At 68.9% G+C, this 15475-nt stretch carries 14 protein-coding genes; 9 read left to right on the top strand and 5 right to left on the bottom strand.

Annotated elements, in window-relative coordinates; genetic code table 11:
- Entirely contained in the window at positions 1-672 is a 672-nt protein-coding gene (locus HUA76_RS21220; RefSeq protein WP_174454957.1) for a YggS family pyridoxal phosphate-dependent enzyme, read from the top strand.
- Positions 673-703: 31 nt separating this feature from the next.
- Here the strand turns inward: HUA76_RS21220 and HUA76_RS21215 are convergent, their stop codons facing one another.
- Positions 704-913, bottom strand: coding sequence for a hypothetical protein (locus tag HUA76_RS21215; protein ID WP_174461901.1), 210 nt, complete (start codon positions 911-913; stop codon positions 704-706).
- 322 nt (positions 914-1235) lie between these two features.
- On the opposite strand from HUA76_RS21215, the gene HUA76_RS21210 reads away from it, so the two are divergent.
- The 6 genes from HUA76_RS21210 (at position 1236) to HUA76_RS21185 (ending at position 8802) form a co-directional block, all read left to right on the top strand.
- Positions 1236-2042, top strand: coding sequence for a DUF3108 domain-containing protein (locus tag HUA76_RS21210; RefSeq protein WP_174461900.1), 807 nt, complete (start codon positions 1236-1238; stop codon positions 2040-2042).
- A gap of 25 nt (positions 2043-2067) precedes the next feature.
- Positions 2068-3759 carry a DUF4091 domain-containing protein gene (locus tag HUA76_RS21205; RefSeq protein WP_174454954.1) on the top strand — a complete coding sequence of 564 codons (1692 nt, stop codon included), beginning with the start codon at positions 2068-2070 and terminating at the stop codon, positions 3757-3759.
- A gap of 21 nt (positions 3760-3780) precedes the next feature.
- The gene (locus HUA76_RS21200) at positions 3781-4698 is read left to right on the top strand and encodes a DUF3108 domain-containing protein (RefSeq protein WP_141647672.1); all 918 of its coding nucleotides are present in this window, start codon (positions 3781-3783) and stop codon (positions 4696-4698) included.
- A gap of 122 nt (positions 4699-4820) precedes the next feature.
- Positions 4821-6290, top strand: coding sequence for a hypothetical protein (locus HUA76_RS21195; RefSeq protein WP_174454953.1), 1470 nt, complete (start codon positions 4821-4823; stop codon positions 6288-6290).
- Between the two features lie 48 nt (positions 6291-6338).
- Positions 6339-7436, top strand: a complete 1098-nt coding sequence (locus HUA76_RS21190) for an imelysin family protein (protein WP_174454952.1) — start codon at positions 6339-6341, stop codon at positions 7434-7436.
- 28 nt (positions 7437-7464) lie between these two features.
- The gene (locus HUA76_RS21185; protein WP_174454951.1) at positions 7465-8802 is read left to right on the top strand and encodes a di-heme oxidoredictase family protein; all 1338 of its coding nucleotides are present in this window, start codon (positions 7465-7467) and stop codon (positions 8800-8802) included.
- A gap of 35 nt (positions 8803-8837) precedes the next feature.
- Here HUA76_RS21185 and HUA76_RS21180 read toward each other — a convergent pair whose 3' ends face one another.
- On the bottom strand, positions 8838-9743 hold the full coding sequence (locus HUA76_RS21180) for a LysR family transcriptional regulator (RefSeq protein WP_254614357.1): 906 nt from the start codon (positions 9741-9743) through the stop codon (positions 8838-8840).
- Positions 9744-9842: 99 nt separating this feature from the next.
- Here HUA76_RS21180 and HUA76_RS21175 point away from each other — a divergent pair, with 99 nt between their 5' ends.
- Both HUA76_RS21175 and HUA76_RS21170 read left to right on the top strand, forming a co-directional pair.
- Positions 9843-10733 (top strand): SDR family oxidoreductase, encoded by an 891-nt coding sequence (locus tag HUA76_RS21175; protein ID WP_174461899.1) that lies wholly within the window; start codon positions 9843-9845, stop codon positions 10731-10733.
- A gap of 69 nt (positions 10734-10802) precedes the next feature.
- Positions 10803-11165: a hypothetical protein gene (locus tag HUA76_RS21170; protein WP_174454948.1), complete on the top strand. Its 363-nt coding sequence runs from the start codon at positions 10803-10805 to the stop codon at positions 11163-11165.
- 133 nt (positions 11166-11298) lie between these two features.
- Here HUA76_RS21170 and HUA76_RS21165 read toward each other — a convergent pair whose 3' ends face one another.
- The 3 genes from HUA76_RS21165 to uvrC form a co-directional block, all read right to left on the bottom strand.
- Entirely contained in the window at positions 11299-12801 is a 1503-nt protein-coding gene (locus HUA76_RS21165) for a hypothetical protein (RefSeq protein ID WP_174461898.1), read from the bottom strand.
- A 71-nt stretch (positions 12802-12872) separates the two neighbouring features.
- Positions 12873-13391: a DUF507 family protein gene (locus HUA76_RS21160; protein WP_141648986.1), complete on the bottom strand. Its 519-nt coding sequence runs from the start codon at positions 13389-13391 to the stop codon at positions 12873-12875.
- A gap of 134 nt (positions 13392-13525) precedes the next feature.
- Positions 13526-15466 (bottom strand): excinuclease ABC subunit UvrC, encoded by a 1941-nt coding sequence (uvrC, locus tag HUA76_RS21155; protein WP_141648987.1) that lies wholly within the window; start codon positions 15464-15466, stop codon positions 13526-13528.
- Positions 15467-15475: the final 9 nt, after the last annotated feature.

Below are 15475 nucleotides of genomic sequence, written 5' to 3'. Positions count from 1 at the left end.
ATGGGCTCTGACGTCGCGGAGCGGCTGGCGTCGGTGCGAGCGCGGGTGACCTCCGCGTGTGCTCGCGCGGGGCGCCCCGTGGAGTCGGTGACGCTGGTGGCGGTCTCCAAGCTGAAGCCCGCGGCGCTGATCCGCGAGGCCTACGCCGCGGGCCAGCGCGACTTCGGGGAGAACTACGCGCAGGAGCTGCGGGACAAGGCCGTGGAGCTGGCGGACCTGGAGGGGCTGCGCTGGCACGCGATTGGCCCCCTGCAGACCAACAAGGTGAAGTACGTGGCGAAGGTGGCCAGCACCTTCCACGCCCTGGAGCGGCTGGAAGTGGCGCGCGAGCTGTCCAAGCGGCGCGAGGGCCTGGCTCCCCTGCCCTGCTACGTCGAGGTCAACGTGGGCGGCGAGGCCACCAAGTCCGGCCTGGAGCCCTCGGCGCTGCCCGACTTCCTGGCGCAGGTGCGCGAGCTGCCCGGGCTGCGGCTGGTGGGACTGATGTCCCTGCCCCCGCCCACCGACGACGAGGCCCGCGCGCGCGGCTACTTCCAGGCGCTGCACGAGCTCGGGCAACGCCACGCGCTGACCGAGTTGTCCATGGGCACCACGCACGACTTCGAGCTGGCCATCGAGGCGGGCGCGACGCTGGTGCGCGTGGGCACCGCCATCTTCGGCGAGCGGACCTGAGACGACCGAGCTGGCTCGCTGGCGGGCCGCCTCAGATCTCCTTGAACTTCATGCGGCCTTCCGCGCTGATGCGAACGCTGTATTCGCACCCGCAGTAGTTGCAGCGCAGCTCGTCACCGTCCCCGAAGCCGTCAGGCACGGGGTTGTTGGCGTCGCAGCCCGGGCAGTCGAACTCCTTGTTCTTCCCCACCGGGGCCGATTCCTTGTGGTCGTCATCGTCGAAGTCGTAGTTGCCGGCCATGTTCCCGTGCCTCCGTGGCAAGGCGCCGCCTACCTGTAGGCGCCAGTTCGGAAGGCTAGCAGCGGTGTCGGCCGGTGGACATGGCCGGCTTGCTGGAGGGCGGCCGGGCCTGGGCCGCGAAGAGGCGCCCGGGGGCCCTCGCGTGCGAGACTGCGTCCCCGCTCGGCCCTTGCGTCGCCCCCACGGCCAGGGAACGAGCGTCCGTTGAATGCCCGGGGGACGGGCACGTCCATGGAAATGTGGAGTGGCGGGAATGGTTCGGGGGCAGGGCCTGGCAGGTAGCAGGCAGGCTACTTAACTTCCTAGCGATGGAGCTCAACCGATGCGTGCGCAGTCCAATTGGGGGTTCGCGGCGATGCTGGCGGGCCTGGTCTGGTCAGCATCGGCCGTGGCCCAGGAGCCTTCCGCGAACCCGGCGTTCGGCCCCGGTGAGCAGGCGCAGTATCGCGTGAAGTACCTCGGTGTGACCGCGGGCACCGCGCAGGTGACGGTGGGCTCTCCCATGAAGCAGTGGGGCGAGGACGTGTGGCCCATCGTCGCGGTGGCGCGCTCCGACGCGCTCATCGGCGTGTGGCCCATCAAGGACAAGTTCGTGTCGTACTGGAAGGCCAGCACCCAGCGCGTCGTCGGCAGTGACCTGCACGCGGACGAGAACGGCAAGCGCCGCCGGCAGCGCATCAAGATGCAGCCGGATGGCAAGAGCGTCTTCGTCGTCAAACAGAAGGAAGGCGAGTCGCCGCGCGAGTCCACCGCCGAGGTCGTCGAAGGGACGCTGGACGTGACGGGCGCCACCTTCGCGCTGCGCAACCAGGAGCTGGCGGTGGGCGGTGAGTACGCCTACCCCGTGTTCACCGGCAGCAAGAGCTTCACCATGCGCGCCAAGGTGGAGTCGCGCGAGACGATGAAGACGGAGCTGGGCACCCAGGAGGTGTTCAAGACGCGGGTGCAGGCGGAGTTCGGCGGCAGCCTGACGTCGAAGCGGGACATGTTCGTCTACCTCACCACGGACGCGCGTCACGTGCCGGTGCGGGTGGAGGCTGAGTTCGCGCTGGGCATGGTGGTGGCGGAAATCACCGACTACCAGCCCGGGCGCACCATGACGGTGGCGAGTGCCGAGAGCGGTGGGTAGCACCGCTGGAGAGTGAAGGGGGCGGATGGGCGCGGGCTGGGCGTGGGTGGTGATGGCGGCGGTGGCCGCTACACCGGAACCAATGGTGGTCTCGGCCCTGGTCAAGGTGCGGCCCGGTGCCGCGCTCCAGGGGCGGCCCCAGGCACGCCTGAGCGTCGCGCGCGGCGAGTGCGAAGGCGTGCAGGTGGTGCTCCCCGGCACGGCCCGGCAGCTCCAGGTGACGCCCCTGTTCCTCGGAGGCCCCGGGGAAGCGCTGCCCGCGGCCCTCTGGCGCGAGGGCTACCTCCCGGTCCACCTCGCGTCCAACAGCCAGGGCGCCCAGGGAGCCTGGCCGGATCCGCTGCTGCCGCTGAGCGCCCCCGTCCCCGACGGAGACCCGGACCTGCCCACCGTCCTCTACGTGGAGGTGTGCGCGCCGGAGGGCCAGTCTCCGGGCACCTACCGGGGCACGCTGAGGGCACGCTTCAACAAGGTGGAGCGCGTCGCGGTGCCCTTCACGGTGGAGGTGCAGCCCTTCGTGCTGCCAGCGACGTCCTCGCTGCCCACCAGCTTCGGCATCTCCCTCTACAGCATCGCCCGGGGACACGGCCTGAACCCGGACTCACCGGAGGCGCGCGCGCTGCTGCGCGCGTACGCACGCGTCCTGCTGGAGCACCGCGTGAGCGCGCACGGCATGAGCATGACGCCGCCCCCGGTGCGCTTCGAGGACGGCAAGGCCCTCCTGGACTGGAGCGCCTACGACGCGGAGATGGGGCCCTTCCTCGAAGGGACCCTGCTGGACTCCGGCGCCCGCTTCACCACCGCTGACCTGCGCGACAACAAGCAGGCCGTCACCGAGGAAGAGAAGGTGGCGTACTACCGCGCCTTCGCCGAGCACTTCCAGACGAAGGGCTGGCCCGCGCAGCTCTTCTTCTACACCAAGGACGAGCCGAAGCCGGAGGACGTGCCTCTGGTGCTTGCACAGTCGCGCCGGGTGCGCGCCGCCGGTGGAAGCCGGGTGCTCATCACCAGCCCGTTCGACGCCACGCTCGCGCCCGCCGCGGACATCCTCGCGCCCACGCTCAACTGCTTCTATCCCCGCTCGGGCCCCGCCACCTGTCGCGCCGTGCACGAACTCGCGGAGCTGCGCGCGAAGCTGCCCGAGGCCACCCAGGTGTGGTGGTATCAGAGTTGCAATTCGCATGGTTGCAACGGCGGCCCCGCTCCGGACTCCGCGCGGGAGCGTGCCTACAGCGGCTGGGCCTCGTACATGGTGGACCACCCCGCCCCGCTCAACCGGGCCATGGGCCCGCTGGCGTTCGCGAGTGGCGTGGATGGCGAGCTCTATTTCGACACCGTCTTTGCCTACAACACGAAGGAGGACCCCTGGACGGACCTCCTCGAGTTCGGCGGCAACGGCGACGGCACCCTTTTCTATCCGGGCACGCCCAGACACCTGGGAGATTCCGGACACCACCCGGTGCAGTCGCTGCGGCTCAAACACCTGCGAGACGGCCTGGAGGACTACGAGTACCTCCGTCTCCTCTCCGAGCTGGGAGACCAGGCGTTCGCCCGAGACGCGGCACGTCACCTGGTCCGGTCGGGTTGGGACATCAGCCGGGATGCGCGAGAATGGACCCAGGTCCGCCAGCTCGTGACTGCCCGGCTCCGGCAGCGATGGTCGACGTCCGAATTTGCGAAGCGTCCGGGCCGTCACACGCCCCAGAGCACCCCGTAGTCCCTTGTGGAAGGAAGATGGATGAGCTCCCTGCGCACCCTCCTCGCGGCCTGGCTGATGCTGTCCTCCGGCGGCACCGCCTGGGCTCAGCTCCCGGACACGGAGGCCGACAAGCCCGAAGCCGACAAACCCGCTGAAGCCAGCGCGGCGGCGACACCCGAAGAGCCCCCCATCACCGTGGAACCGTGCGCCCAGGCGCTACCCGCGCTGCGCATGCCGTTGGCCTTCATGCCCGGCGAGGTGCTCGAGTTCGACCTGGACGCCATGGGCGCGCAGGCGGGCAAGATGACCCTGCGAGTCCAGAAGCAGCAGGACGGGCAGATCCCCGTGCTGGCCGAGGCGCAGACCAACTCCTTCTTCTCCAAGGTCCGCCGCGTCCGGGGCAGCGCCACTACGTGGCTCCACCCGAAAACACTGCGCCCCAAGCGCTACGTGGAGGACGCCACGGAGAACGAGATGCGCCGCAAGGTGGAGGTCGCGTTCACCCACAAGGACCGCGCCATCAAGGTGGACTACCAGATCGGCCAGCGCGCCAAGGGCCAGTACAACTACACCTACGACAAGGACGGCCTCGACGTGGCGGGCTCCATCTACCTGCTGCGTCAGCTCCCCCTGGAGGAGAACATGTCCGTCTGCTTCGACGTGTACGGCGTGCGCCGGCTGTGGCGCATGCAGGGACAGGTCCTCAAGAAGGAGCAGGTGACGACGCCCCTGGGCCAGTTCACCGCGTGGCACCTGCAGGGCACCGCGGTTCGGTTGGACCGCCCCAAGCAGAAGCGCGAAGTGCACGTGTGGCTCTCCGACGATGCACGCCGCCTGCCCCTGGCCGCCGTGGGCACCCTGGACCTGGGCGCCGTGCGCGCCACCCTCACCTCCGTCAGCCGTCCCGGCGAGAAGCGCCAGGAAGCCGGCCCCGGCAAGGAAGAGATGAAGTGGTGACGAGAGGCTGAAGTCCCCTCTGGAGAGGCCCGGTGCGCGGTATTCCGGGCCTTTCTTGCTGAACACAATTTGATTCTGGTTTGCAAAATCAAAATCGCGAGCGTAGGGTGCGCGCCGCTCCGATGCGCCCACGCTCTTGCTTCGTCCGTTCATCCCTGCTGCTCTGTTCCACGCTGGTGTTCTCCGGCACGGTTGCCCGAGCCGAAGCTCCGGCCGGTCCCCAGGCGCCCCCAGCCCCTCAAGCCGAGCCCGCCGTGGAGCCGCCTTCGGCGCCCCAGGTGGAGCCCGCGCCTTCGGCTCCGACCATCGCCGAGCCCGCGCAGCCCGCTCCGGTTCCCGCCGCGCCGCCCGCGACGCCCCCGTTGGGGCCCACGCGTCCCAAGATCGACGTCTACGTCACGGCGTACGGTGAGTTGCAGTTCGCCTACTTCAACTACGGGCTGGACCAGAACCGGGCGGGTGGCGCGCAGCGCGACTCGCGCATCGAGTTCGACACCAACCGCTTCGTGATTGAAGTGAAGGGCGGCCTGCCCGACTACGGTCTCGAGGCCGAGGTCGAAGTCGAATTCGAGCACGGCGGCACCGGCTCCGCGATGGAGCTGGAGTACGAGGAGTTCGGCGAGTTCGACCAGGAGCTGGACAAGGGCGGCGAAATCCTCGTCGAGGAGATGTTCCTCTCGAAGAAGCTGGGGGCCAACGCCGCGCTCGCGGTGGGCCGCTTCTACGTGGCGGTGGGCACGCTGAGTGAGTTCTCGCGGCCCACCGACTACCTGGGCACCAACCGCGACGAGGCGGAGACGAGCATCATCCCCAACACGTGGGACGAGATGGGCGTGCGCCTGCGCTACAAGTTCCCCTGGGGGCTGCGGCTCACGGGCCAGTTGGTGAACGGCCTGGACTCCACCGGCTTCAGCTCACAGCTCTGGTCGGCGGGCGGACACCAGCGCCGCTTCGAGGTGCAGCGGGCCACGGACATGGCGCTCGTCGTCCGGGCGGACGTCACGCACTTCGACGGGTTCACCTTCGGCGTGTCCGCCTATCACGGCGACACCACACGCAACCGTCCCAAGGCGGACCTGGTGAAGAGCTGCGAGGAGGCGAACCCCAGGGAAGTGGCGCCGTGCGGCTACGTGTCGGCTCCGCTGACACTGCTGGACGCGCACCTGTCCGTGCGCAAGGGCCCGTGGAGCGCGAAGGCACTGGTGATGTACGGCCACCTGAAGAACGCGGAGCTGGTCTCCCAGCGCAACGCGCGCCTGTCCAACCTGCTGGGAGTGATACGCACGCCGGTGTCCGACAACGCGTTGGCCGTGTGGGGCGAGCTTGGCTACGACATCGCGAGCGTGGTGGGGCTGAGCGACTCGCACCACCTCTTCCCGTTCGTCCGTTACGACTACGCGGACACGCAGTTCAAGCCGCGCGAGGAGCTGTACGACAACCCGCGCTTCCGCCGCTCCGTCTACACCGTGGGCCTGTCCTACAACCTGATGAACGTGGCGTTCGCGAAGCTCGACTTCGGGCACCGCCGCCTGGGCTCCTCCGCCTTCCGGCCGGAGAACACCCTGCGCTTCGCCACCGGCTTCAACTACTGACGTCGGCCCAGGTGCCTGCGTCCACCAACCCCCAACGAAAGGTCAGTCATGAAGCGTATGTCCCTGCCCCTCCGCCTGGCGCTCGCGCCGGCGCTCCTGTCCAGCGCGCTGTTCCTCGGCGCCTGCGGCGACGACTCCGACAACCCCACCGACGACTCCAAGGTCACCCAGGAGCTCGTCGTCACGTTCGCGGACAAGGTCGTGGTGCCGACCTACGCGCGGCTGGCCACGCGGCTCACCGAGCTGGACGCCGCCTGTGTCTCGCTGGCGGCGGCGCCCACGGCGGACAAGCTGGCGGCGGCCAAGGCGGCGTGGCGCGCGGCGCGCATTCCCTGGGAGCAGAGCGAGGGCTTCCTGTTCGGTCCCGTGGACAGCTTCGGCTATGACCCGGCGCTGGACAGCTGGCCGGTCAGCCACACCGAGTTGGAGGCCGTGCTGGCCAACAACGACGCCCTCACGCAGCAGTACGTGAGCAACCTCAAGAACGAGCAGAAGGGCTTCCACACGCTGGAGTACATCATCTTCGGCAATGGCGGCACCAAGACGGTGGGCCAGCTCACGGCCCGCGAGTTCGAGTACCTCAAGGCCCTGTCCGCGGAGCTCAAGGCCGTGGGCCAGATTCTGCACGGCCGGTGGGTCCAGTCGGTGGAAGGCAACGCGCCGTTCCGTGACACGCTGGCGACCGCGGGCCAGTCGGGCAACTCCGCGTACCCGTCCGTGCAGGCCGCCGCGCAGGAGATGGTGGGCGGCATCACCACCATCCTGGACGAGGTCGCCAACGGGAAGATCGCCGAGCCGTACGACACCCGCGAGCCGGACGTGGTGGAGAGCCAGTTCGCGTACAACTCGCTGGAGGACTTCACCAACAACATCCGCAGCGTGGAGAACGCCTACCTGGGCCACCTGCCGGGTGAGACGAAGACGGGCAGCTCCCTGCGCGACGTGGTGGGCGTGGACAGCACGCTCGACGTCAAGATCCGCCAGCAGATCGCCGGGTCCATCAGCGCCCTGGCCGCCATCGCCGAGCCGTTCCGCGAGTCCATCACCAACGAGACGGAGCGCCCCAAGATCGTGGCGGCGCAGGAAGCCATCCGCACCCTGCACGACACCTTCCAGGGCGAAGTGCTGCCCCTGGTGACGAAGTAACGTAGGGTGACAAGCGAAGGTGAACGCCATGCGACGTGCCGTGATGATGGGGGCCTTGCTGTTGTGGACCGCTGGCTGCGGAGAGGAGGCGCCCCAGGTGCCTTTCGCTCCGCCGAGGGCGGGCGGGGCCACCACCGTCGACAATCGCACGTCGCTGGCGTTCGCCCAGCCCGCCGCCAATCTGCGACCTGAGTATGACCGGCTGCACCGGGACGGCGACGCGGCCTTCGAGGCCATCTTCGTCCCGGCGCCTTCGCGTGTGAACCCAGGGCTCGGGCCGACGTACAACAACGTCTCATGCAACGGCTGTCATCTGCGCAACGGGCGCGGCATGCCGGTGATGGGGCCGACGGCCCAGCGCACCCAGCTCCTCGTGCGAGTGAGCCTTCCCGAGGGAATGCCCGAGCATCCATACGGCGCGGTGCCGGTCCCTGGCCTGGGGTTGCAGGTGAGGGACCAGGCCGTCTATGGCGCCATGCCACCCGCCGCACTCACGCTTTCATGGGTGGAGAGCACCGGGCAGTACGCGGACGGCACGCCGTACTCGCTGCGCTCGCCGCGCGTGAACATCGCACCGTCGGATGGCTCCGCGTTGCCCGCGAACATGTTGATGTCGCTGCGGCTTCCCCCTCCCGTGTTCGGGCTGGGGTTGCTGGAAGCCCTGCCGCTCGAGACGCTGCGCGCCCTGGAGGACCCTGATGACCGGGACGGCGATGGCATCTCCGGGCGGATGAACGAGGTCTGGGACGCGGCGCTGCACACGCTCGTGCCCGGGCGCTTCGGGTGGAAGGCGAACAGCCCTCATCTGCTGCAGCAGTCCGCCGAGGCGTACTTCAACGACATGGGCATCAGCAGCCCGCTCTTCCCGGAGCCCGACGGGACGCATGAACTCACGCCCGAACTCCTGGAGGCCGCCGTCTTCTATTCGCAGTCGCTCGGCGTTCCCGCGCGCACGGCGCTGGAAGACCCGGTGGTCCAGCGCGGAGAGAAGCTGTTCCGCTCACTGGGCTGCGAATCCTGCCACCGCGAGACGCTCGAAACGGGCGCGTCCGCTTACGAGGAACTCGCCTTTCAGAGCATCCATCCGTACACGGACATGCTGCTGCACGACATGGGCCCGGAGCTCGCGGATGGCAGGCCGGATGGCGCGGCCACCGGCACCGAGTGGCGCACGCCCGCGCTGTGGGGCCTGGGGCTGACGCACACGGTGCTGCCCTACTCCGGGTTCCTGCATGACGGTCGCGCCCGGACGATAGAAGAAGCGGTGCTGTGGCACGGGGGCGAGGCCCTCGCCGCCCGTGAGGGCTTCCGCGCGCTCTCCAGCGACGACCGCGCCGCGCTGATGAAGTTCCTCGGCTCGCTCTGACAGCGAAGGGGCGCGGGACGGCACCGCGCTCCGGCTCAAGGTGGAAACGGGCGCTGCTTCAGCGTCTCCAGGAGGAAATCGCGGAAGGCGGCCACCTTCCGTGGCATGTGCCGCTCCGCGGTGGAGACGAACCACACGCTGCCCCCGGGCATGCTCCATTTCGGGAGCACCGGGACGAGCCGCCCCTCCGCGACCTCGGGCTCCGCGAGCATCGACGGCAGGAAGCCGATGCCCGCGCCCAGGCGCAGCGTCTCCCGCATGAAGAACATGTCATCGCACCGGATGGAGCCCGACTGAGGGACGCGCATCGTCTCCCCGGGTCCCACCAGCGAGAAGGGCTTCACGCTCCGGAAGGAGACCCACGTGTGACTGGTCAGCTCGCGAGGATGGCGCGGAGTGCCCCGGCGCGCGAGGTACGCGGGTGAGCCGTAGAGGCGCAGCGAGAAGGGCCCCAGCCGGCGGGCACGCAGGGAGGAGTCCTTGAGCGTGTTGGAGGACAACCTGAGGGCGGCGTCGAAGCCCTCGGCCACCAGGTCCACCACGCGGTTGTCCAGGTGCAGGTCCACCTTCACCGCTGGGTAGCGCGCCACGAAGCGGGTGATGATCTCCGCCAGCACGGTGGTGCCCCAGTCCACCACCGCCGTCAGCCGAAGCTCGCCCGAGGGCTCGTCCTCCAACTCCGGCAGCTCCCCCACGGACTTGCGCAGCGAGGCGAGCATGGGAGACACGCGCTCATACAGCGCCTGGCCCGCGGTGCTGAGCGCCACCCGACGCGTCGTGCGATGGATGAGCTGCACGCCCAGCGAGGACTCCAGACTGGAGATGCCTCGACTCACCGATGACTTCGGCATGCCCAGCTTCTTCGCGGCGGTGGAGAAGCTGGCCCCTTCGGCGACGGCGACGAAGAGCGCGAGCTGGTTGAGGTCCATTGTTCCCTCCATGGAACAGTATGCTCCACGAGGAGGCATTGTGCAGCAGGGAGTCCGGGGATTAACCCAAGGGCCGAAGCTCACGTCACCCCGCTGCTCCGGAGAGTCCCCATGTCCGCCACCCTGCTCGTCACCGGCGCGTCCGGCCACCTTGGCCGTCGCGTCGTCGAGTTGCTCCTGGAGTCCCACAAGGGCTCGCTCATCGTCACCACCCGGGAGCCGTCGAAGCTCTCGGACCTCTCGGCGCGCGGTGTCGTCGTGCGCAAGGCGGACTTCGATGACGCGAAGTCGCTCGACACCGCGTTCGCGGGCGCGGAGCGGCTGTTGCTCATCAGCACGGACTCGCTCGACGTCCCCGGACGCCGCATCACCCAGCACCAGAATGCCTTGGACGCGGCGCTCCGCGTCGGTGTCCGGCACATCGTCTACACGTCCCTCACCCGCCCCGAGCCAGACTCGCCCATCACCCTCGCGAAGGACCACTGGGCGACGGAGCAGGCGCTGGCGAAGAGCGGGCTGGGCTACACGGTGCTGCGCAACAACATCTACGCGGACATGCTGCTGCACAGCCTGCCGCAGGCCATCGCCACGGGACAACTCGTGGCCGCCACCGGCACGGGCTCGACGGCGTTCATCGCCCGCGAGGACTGCGCTCGCATCGCAGTGGCCGCGCTGATGTCCACCTTCGAGGGCAAGCGCACGCTGGAAGTGACGGGCCCGTCGGCGGTGAGTCACGCGGAGCTGGCGCGACTGGCGAGCGAGCTGTCCGGCCGTCCCGTGCAGTTCGTTCCGGTGGATGCCACGAGCCTCAAGGCGGGCATGGTGGCGCACGGGTTGCCCGCGCCGCTGGCGGAGGCCTATGCCTCGTTCGACGTGGCGGTGGCCGAGGGACGCATGGGCGAGGCGACGGGAAGTGTCGCGGAGCTCACGGGCAAGGCTCCCACCAGCGTGGCGAGCTTCCTGACGAGCCATCGCGAGACTCTGAAGGCCGCCGGGCGCTGAGGCCCTACGCACCGGGGACGCGAGGGCGGGAAAATTGACGGGGTGCTACGGGCCTGTAGCGTCGAGGCCATGCCCCCTCTCGCCCTCGCCGCCCCCGTGCTGTCGCGCCAGGCCGACCCGGTCCGAGTGGCCACCGAGCGCCTGGCTCGGACCCTGCCCTCTCGCACCGACGCGACCGTGCTCGTCGATATGCTCGAGGATGACTTGCGGGAAGGCCTGGATGCGCTCGGCGACGTGGAGGCCCACTTCTCGGACCTGCTGAGCACGCTGCGCACCGCGCCCCTGACACCGGTGAACCTGGTGAACGCGGGGGATGATCCGCGCATCATCGAGCGGCTCGACTATCTCCAGCATCTGGTCCTCCAGCTTCGCAAGCGCCTGTCCCAGGCCGCCGCGATGGCGCGACAGACGCCCCCTTCGCGCGTCCGCTGAACGACGCGCGCCCGGCCTCGACGCTGTCGGGTGGGCGCGACGACCCACGCCCGCGCGCCAATCGCTCCGCGCGAAACGCGCCCAGAGCCGCTGAATCCACGGCCCTGGCCCGCTGGAGTGTCGCCCGTCGCCCTCAGTTCGCGGGCGTACCCGCCGGTGCCGCCGCGGGCGCTCCGGTCGAGCCCACGCCTGTCGCGGGCGCCGCATTGGCCGGCGCCGGCGTGGCGGGCAGCCCCGTGGCCGGCGCCGCGTTCAGTGGCGTGGGCGACCCCAGCAGCGGGGGCGCCGACGCGGCATTGAGCGGCGTGGGGGCCCCCAACAGCGCGGTGGGCGGCGTCGCCGAGTCCGCGTTCAGCGGCGGCGCGGTGCCGATGATGCCCGGGCTCACCTGCGCCGTCCCGGAGAACGCATCGAAGCTGGGCGCGGTCAGCGACGGCACGGAGAACGAGCCCGTGGTCGACAGGTTCGCCGGAGTCCCGAAGGCGCTCACCGTGGAATTCACCCCCGGGGCCGTCGTGCCCGAAATCACCGTCTGGTCCCCTGCGAACGACGGGCCCAGCACGGGCGTCCCCGGCAGCACCTGCGAAGTGTTCACCGGTGGATTCGGCGTGCTCGTGATGGGGGAGACGCCGCTCGTCACCTCGGGTTCCCGAGGCGCCACGAGGACGTTCGCCCCGGTGCCCAGCGTGGCACCGCCTTCCGTCACCACCTGGCCATCACTCCCGCCCACGAGCACCCGCGTGCTTCCTCCAGGAATGACCACCGACGGCTCCTGCCCCGCCGCCGCGGACGTCGCCAGCCCACTGCCGCCGGTCCCCGTCTGCTGTACCGGCGCGGGCGGAAGCGGGGGCGGAACTCCGGGATAGACCCCCGCCGGCACGGGCGTCAGCAGATACGGGTCTCCCGTCACATGGCCCGTGTTCTCCACCACCGCCACCGAGCGCACGGACACCCCATCCACCTGGATGGCCACGTCCTCGAAGATGAACTGGAGGAACCCTCGCGGCTCCGCCTCCGGAGGCAGGTTCCACACCAGCACCACGAGCTCCGCGTCACCCACGCGCGCCTGACGCAGCATCCGGTGCGTGTCGTCGTCCGCGAATGCCCCCGCATCCAACGCCCCGACGTGCACGAAGGCCGTGTCCGTCAGCAGCCGCCCGTTGCGCCACACGCTGCCCACGCCCCACACCGCCACCGCGGCATGCGTGCGGGTCATCGCTGACCACCCCAGGCCACTGTTGCCGTAGAGCGGCACGTTCAGCAGCACGCCGCCGGCCACGGTATGCGGCGGGGGTGGAGGGAGCGGCCGGGAAGGCGCCTGTGCAAGGGCCTGGGCGGGCGGGAAACCGGCCTGGGACAGCTCCACCCGGTAGTCGGTGGCCCCCAGGCGGAAAGACGCGGAGAAGCTCGCCTTGTCGCCGTACGTGGCTTCGGGGGCGTCGACCCGGTCCTCGACGGTGAGGTCCGCGCTCCCTCGGCCGCTTTCGGCCAGGTCCGTGAAGGGCAGCGGTCCTTGGATGAAGAAGGCGTCCGGCTGCTCGGTCCGCGCGCTGGCCTGCCGGCCCTCGAACGTGAACCCGCCTGGCCCCGCGGCCAGCAACCCGGACAAGAGAAACGCGGTGAGAGGTCCCGCCATCGACGCTGCCTCCTTGTAAAACAAGGTAGGCAGCGGAGCGGGGAACGGCAGTCCCCTCTCCCCCAAGAAAACTAGATGAGGCCTCGAGCCCGGCGGATCTGCTCCACCGTCTTGTTGTACTCGATGTCGAAGGCGCTGGTGCCCTCCTGCAGGTGCTTCAGGCGGGAGCGAGCCTCCTTGTCGATTTCATCATCCACGTCCAGGTGCCGCTTCATCACCGCGAAAATCTTCTGACGCAGCGAGTTGTCGGCCGAGTAGACCTCCTCCACGTTCCGGCTGATGAGGAGGAATTCGATCATCTGGTTGATGACGTACTCGATGCCCTCGTCGCCCATCTTGAAGCCGCGGACATCCGCCATCTCGCGCTTCACCTGGTTGAACTTGGAGTAGTCATATCCGCGACGCTCCAACGCCTCGCGCGTCGCCTGGTTCACACGCTCTTCATTCGCGAGGTACTCACGCATGATGGCCGACAGGTCCATCTCGGCGTCCGCCACGCGCATCGGCTCCACCTCGATGTCCCCATCCTGCATGAGCTGCTGAATCGCCTCTCGCGAGATGATCGGGATCACCTTCGGATACAGCCTCATGTCGGTCCCTCGCCCTCTTTGGACGGCTCGAATCGTCAACCGCTATAAATCAGCGCCGAGCCCAGTCGCAATTAAAAACCCCAGGAACGTCGCGGTTCCAGCGCACTTCCCCCGCAGTCCGAAGTGGAAATTAATCACGCGGCACCGGGTGGCGACCCTCCCTGCGATTTTTCGTTCGCCGGTTCGACGGCATCGTCGAGGGATGCTTCCCGGACAGGGTCTTCCTCCTCTTCGTCGGGGTGTCCGTGAAGCCCCGCATGGACACGCTCAGCGACGGCGGGGCCCACCACGTCGGCCAGCTCCTCGATGCTCGCCTCGCCCACGCGCTTGAGTGAACCGAAGTGCCGCAAGAGCGTCTTGCGCCGCACCTCCCCCACTCCCGGGATGTCCTCCAGCGCCGAACGCACCCGACTCTTGCGCATCACCTGCTTCTGGAAGGTGATGGCGAAGCGGTGCGCCTCGTCCCTCATGCGCGTCAGCATGAACATCTCCGCCGAGTTCTGAGCCAGGACGATGGGGTCCTTTCGCCCCACGACGAACACCCGCTCGGGGCTTCGAGCGCTCTCCGCATCCCGGTCGAAGACCTCCAAGTCGCGGCTCTTGGCCAGGCCCACCACGTCGACGGAGTCCACGCCCAGGTCCTTCATGGCCGCGTGCGCGCTCGCCAGCTGCCCCTTGCCGCCGTCGATGACGAGCAGGTCCGGCAGGTCGCCGTCCTCCAGCCCTCGCTTGAGGCGCCGCGTCACGACCTCGTACATGCTCGCGAAGTCGTCCTGCTTCTCCACCGTCTTGATCTTGTACTTCCGGTACCGGGACTTGTCCGCGTCGCCATCCGTGACGGCCACCTGCGAGGCGACGATGGCGGAGCTCTGGAAGTGCGAGATGTCGAAGCACTCCATGCGGCGCGGAAAGTTCTTGAGGTTCAGCCGCTGTTGGAGGCGTGAGAGGACCTGGTCCGTCTCGTCCTTGGTGCGGCGGCGCTCCACGAAGGCCTGTTCGGCGTTCTTCACCGCCATCTGCACCAGTTCGTGCTTCTCCCCCCGCTTGGGGACCAGCACGCGCACGCGCTCGCCCTTCCGCTCGGAGAGCAGGCCTTCGAGTCCGTCGGTGCCGTCCTCGGGGTCCAGCGGAAGCAGCACCTCCTCCGGCACGAAGCTGCCCTGGTCGTAGTAGAGGTTCACGAACGAGGCGAGCAGCTCCTCGTTGGGGAACTCCTGGTTGCCGAAGGGGAACGCCTGGCCGCCGTTGAGCCGGCCCTGCCGCACCCAGAGGACGTAGAACATGATGCGGTCGCCTTCGCGGAACAGCGCGAAGACGTCCTGGTCCTTGAAGTCCGTGGTGGCGATCTTCTGGCGCTCCAGGCTGCGCTCAATCGCCAGGAGTTGGTCTCTGACCCGCGCGGCCTCCTCGAACTTCAGCTCCTGGGCGGAGCGCTTCATGCGCAGACGGAGCCCCTCCACCAGTTCGCTGGCCTTGCCCTCCAGGAACATCACCACTTCGTCCACGCTGCGGTGGTAGTCGTCCTCGGGCACCGGGTGGACGCAGGGCGCCGGGCAGCGGCCGATCTGGAACAGCAGACAGGGCCGCTTGCGGTTGGCCAGCACGTGGTCCGTGCAGGTGCGCAGGCGGAAGTAGCGGTTGATGATGCGCAGCGTTTCGCGGATGGCGCCCGCGCTGGAGTACGGGCCGAAGTAGCGCGCGCCGTCGCGCTCGTACTTGCGGACGACTTCCAGGCGCGGGTACGCGTGGGTGCGGTCCAGGCGCAGGGAGATGAACTGCTTGTCGTCCTTGAGCAGGACGTTGAAGCGCGGCCGGTGCTTCTTGATGAGCTCGTTCTCGAGGAGCAGCGCCTCCTTCTCGTTGTGGACGAGCACCGTCTCGAGGTCGCCGAGCAGCTCATCCAGCAGCGACACGAAGACGCGCGTGTCCCCGGTGCGCGTGAAGTACGAGCGCACGCGGCTGCGCAGGTTGATGGCCTTGCCCACGTAGATGATCTGCCCCCGGCGGTCCTTCATCAGGTACACGCCGGGCTCGGTGGGAAGGGCGTCGAGCTTCTCCTGGAGCTTCACGTCCATGGCAGACGC

The sequence above is a fragment of the Myxococcus sp. CA056 genome, from assembly GCF_013336715.1.
GTDB classification, from domain to species: domain Bacteria; phylum Myxococcota; class Myxococcia; order Myxococcales; family Myxococcaceae; genus Myxococcus; species Myxococcus llanfairpwllgwyngyllgogerychwyrndrobwllllantysiliogogogochensis.
The sequence above is the reverse complement of the archived record's forward strand: the minus strand, read 5'-3'. Positions and strand labels throughout refer to the sequence as shown.

Coding starts and splice junctions, on each gene's coding strand:
- HUA76_RS21200 (WP_141647672.1), top strand. CDS start 3,781: ATGAGCTCCCTGCGCACCCTCCTCGCGGCCTGGCTGATGCTGTCCTCC.
- HUA76_RS21175 (WP_174461899.1), top strand. CDS start 9,843: ATGTCCGCCACCCTGCTCGTCACCGGCGCGTCCGGCCACCTTGGCCGT.
- HUA76_RS21205 (WP_174454954.1), top strand. CDS start 2,068: ATGGGCGCGGGCTGGGCGTGGGTGGTGATGGCGGCGGTGGCCGCTACA.
- HUA76_RS21220 (WP_174454957.1), top strand. CDS start 1: ATGGGCTCTGACGTCGCGGAGCGGCTGGCGTCGGTGCGAGCGCGGGTG.
- HUA76_RS21180 (WP_254614357.1), bottom strand. CDS start 9,743: ATGGAGGGAACAATGGACCTCAACCAGCTCGCGCTCTTCGTCGCCGTC.
- HUA76_RS21185 (WP_174454951.1), top strand. CDS start 7,465: ATGCGACGTGCCGTGATGATGGGGGCCTTGCTGTTGTGGACCGCTGGC.
- HUA76_RS21190 (WP_174454952.1), top strand. CDS start 6,339: ATGAAGCGTATGTCCCTGCCCCTCCGCCTGGCGCTCGCGCCGGCGCTC.
- HUA76_RS21215 (WP_174461901.1), bottom strand. CDS start 913: ATGGCCGGCAACTACGACTTCGACGATGACGACCACAAGGAATCGGCC.
- HUA76_RS21160 (WP_141648986.1), bottom strand. CDS start 13,391: ATGAGGCTGTATCCGAAGGTGATCCCGATCATCTCGCGAGAGGCGATT.
- uvrC (WP_141648987.1), bottom strand. CDS start 15,466: ATGGACGTGAAGCTCCAGGAGAAGCTCGACGCCCTTCCCACCGAGCCC.
- HUA76_RS21170 (WP_174454948.1), top strand. CDS start 10,803: ATGCCCCCTCTCGCCCTCGCCGCCCCCGTGCTGTCGCGCCAGGCCGAC.
- HUA76_RS21195 (WP_174454953.1), top strand. CDS start 4,821: ATGCGCCCACGCTCTTGCTTCGTCCGTTCATCCCTGCTGCTCTGTTCC.
- HUA76_RS21210 (WP_174461900.1), top strand. CDS start 1,236: ATGCGTGCGCAGTCCAATTGGGGGTTCGCGGCGATGCTGGCGGGCCTG.
- HUA76_RS21165 (WP_174461898.1), bottom strand. CDS start 12,801: ATGGCGGGACCTCTCACCGCGTTTCTCTTGTCCGGGTTGCTGGCCGCG.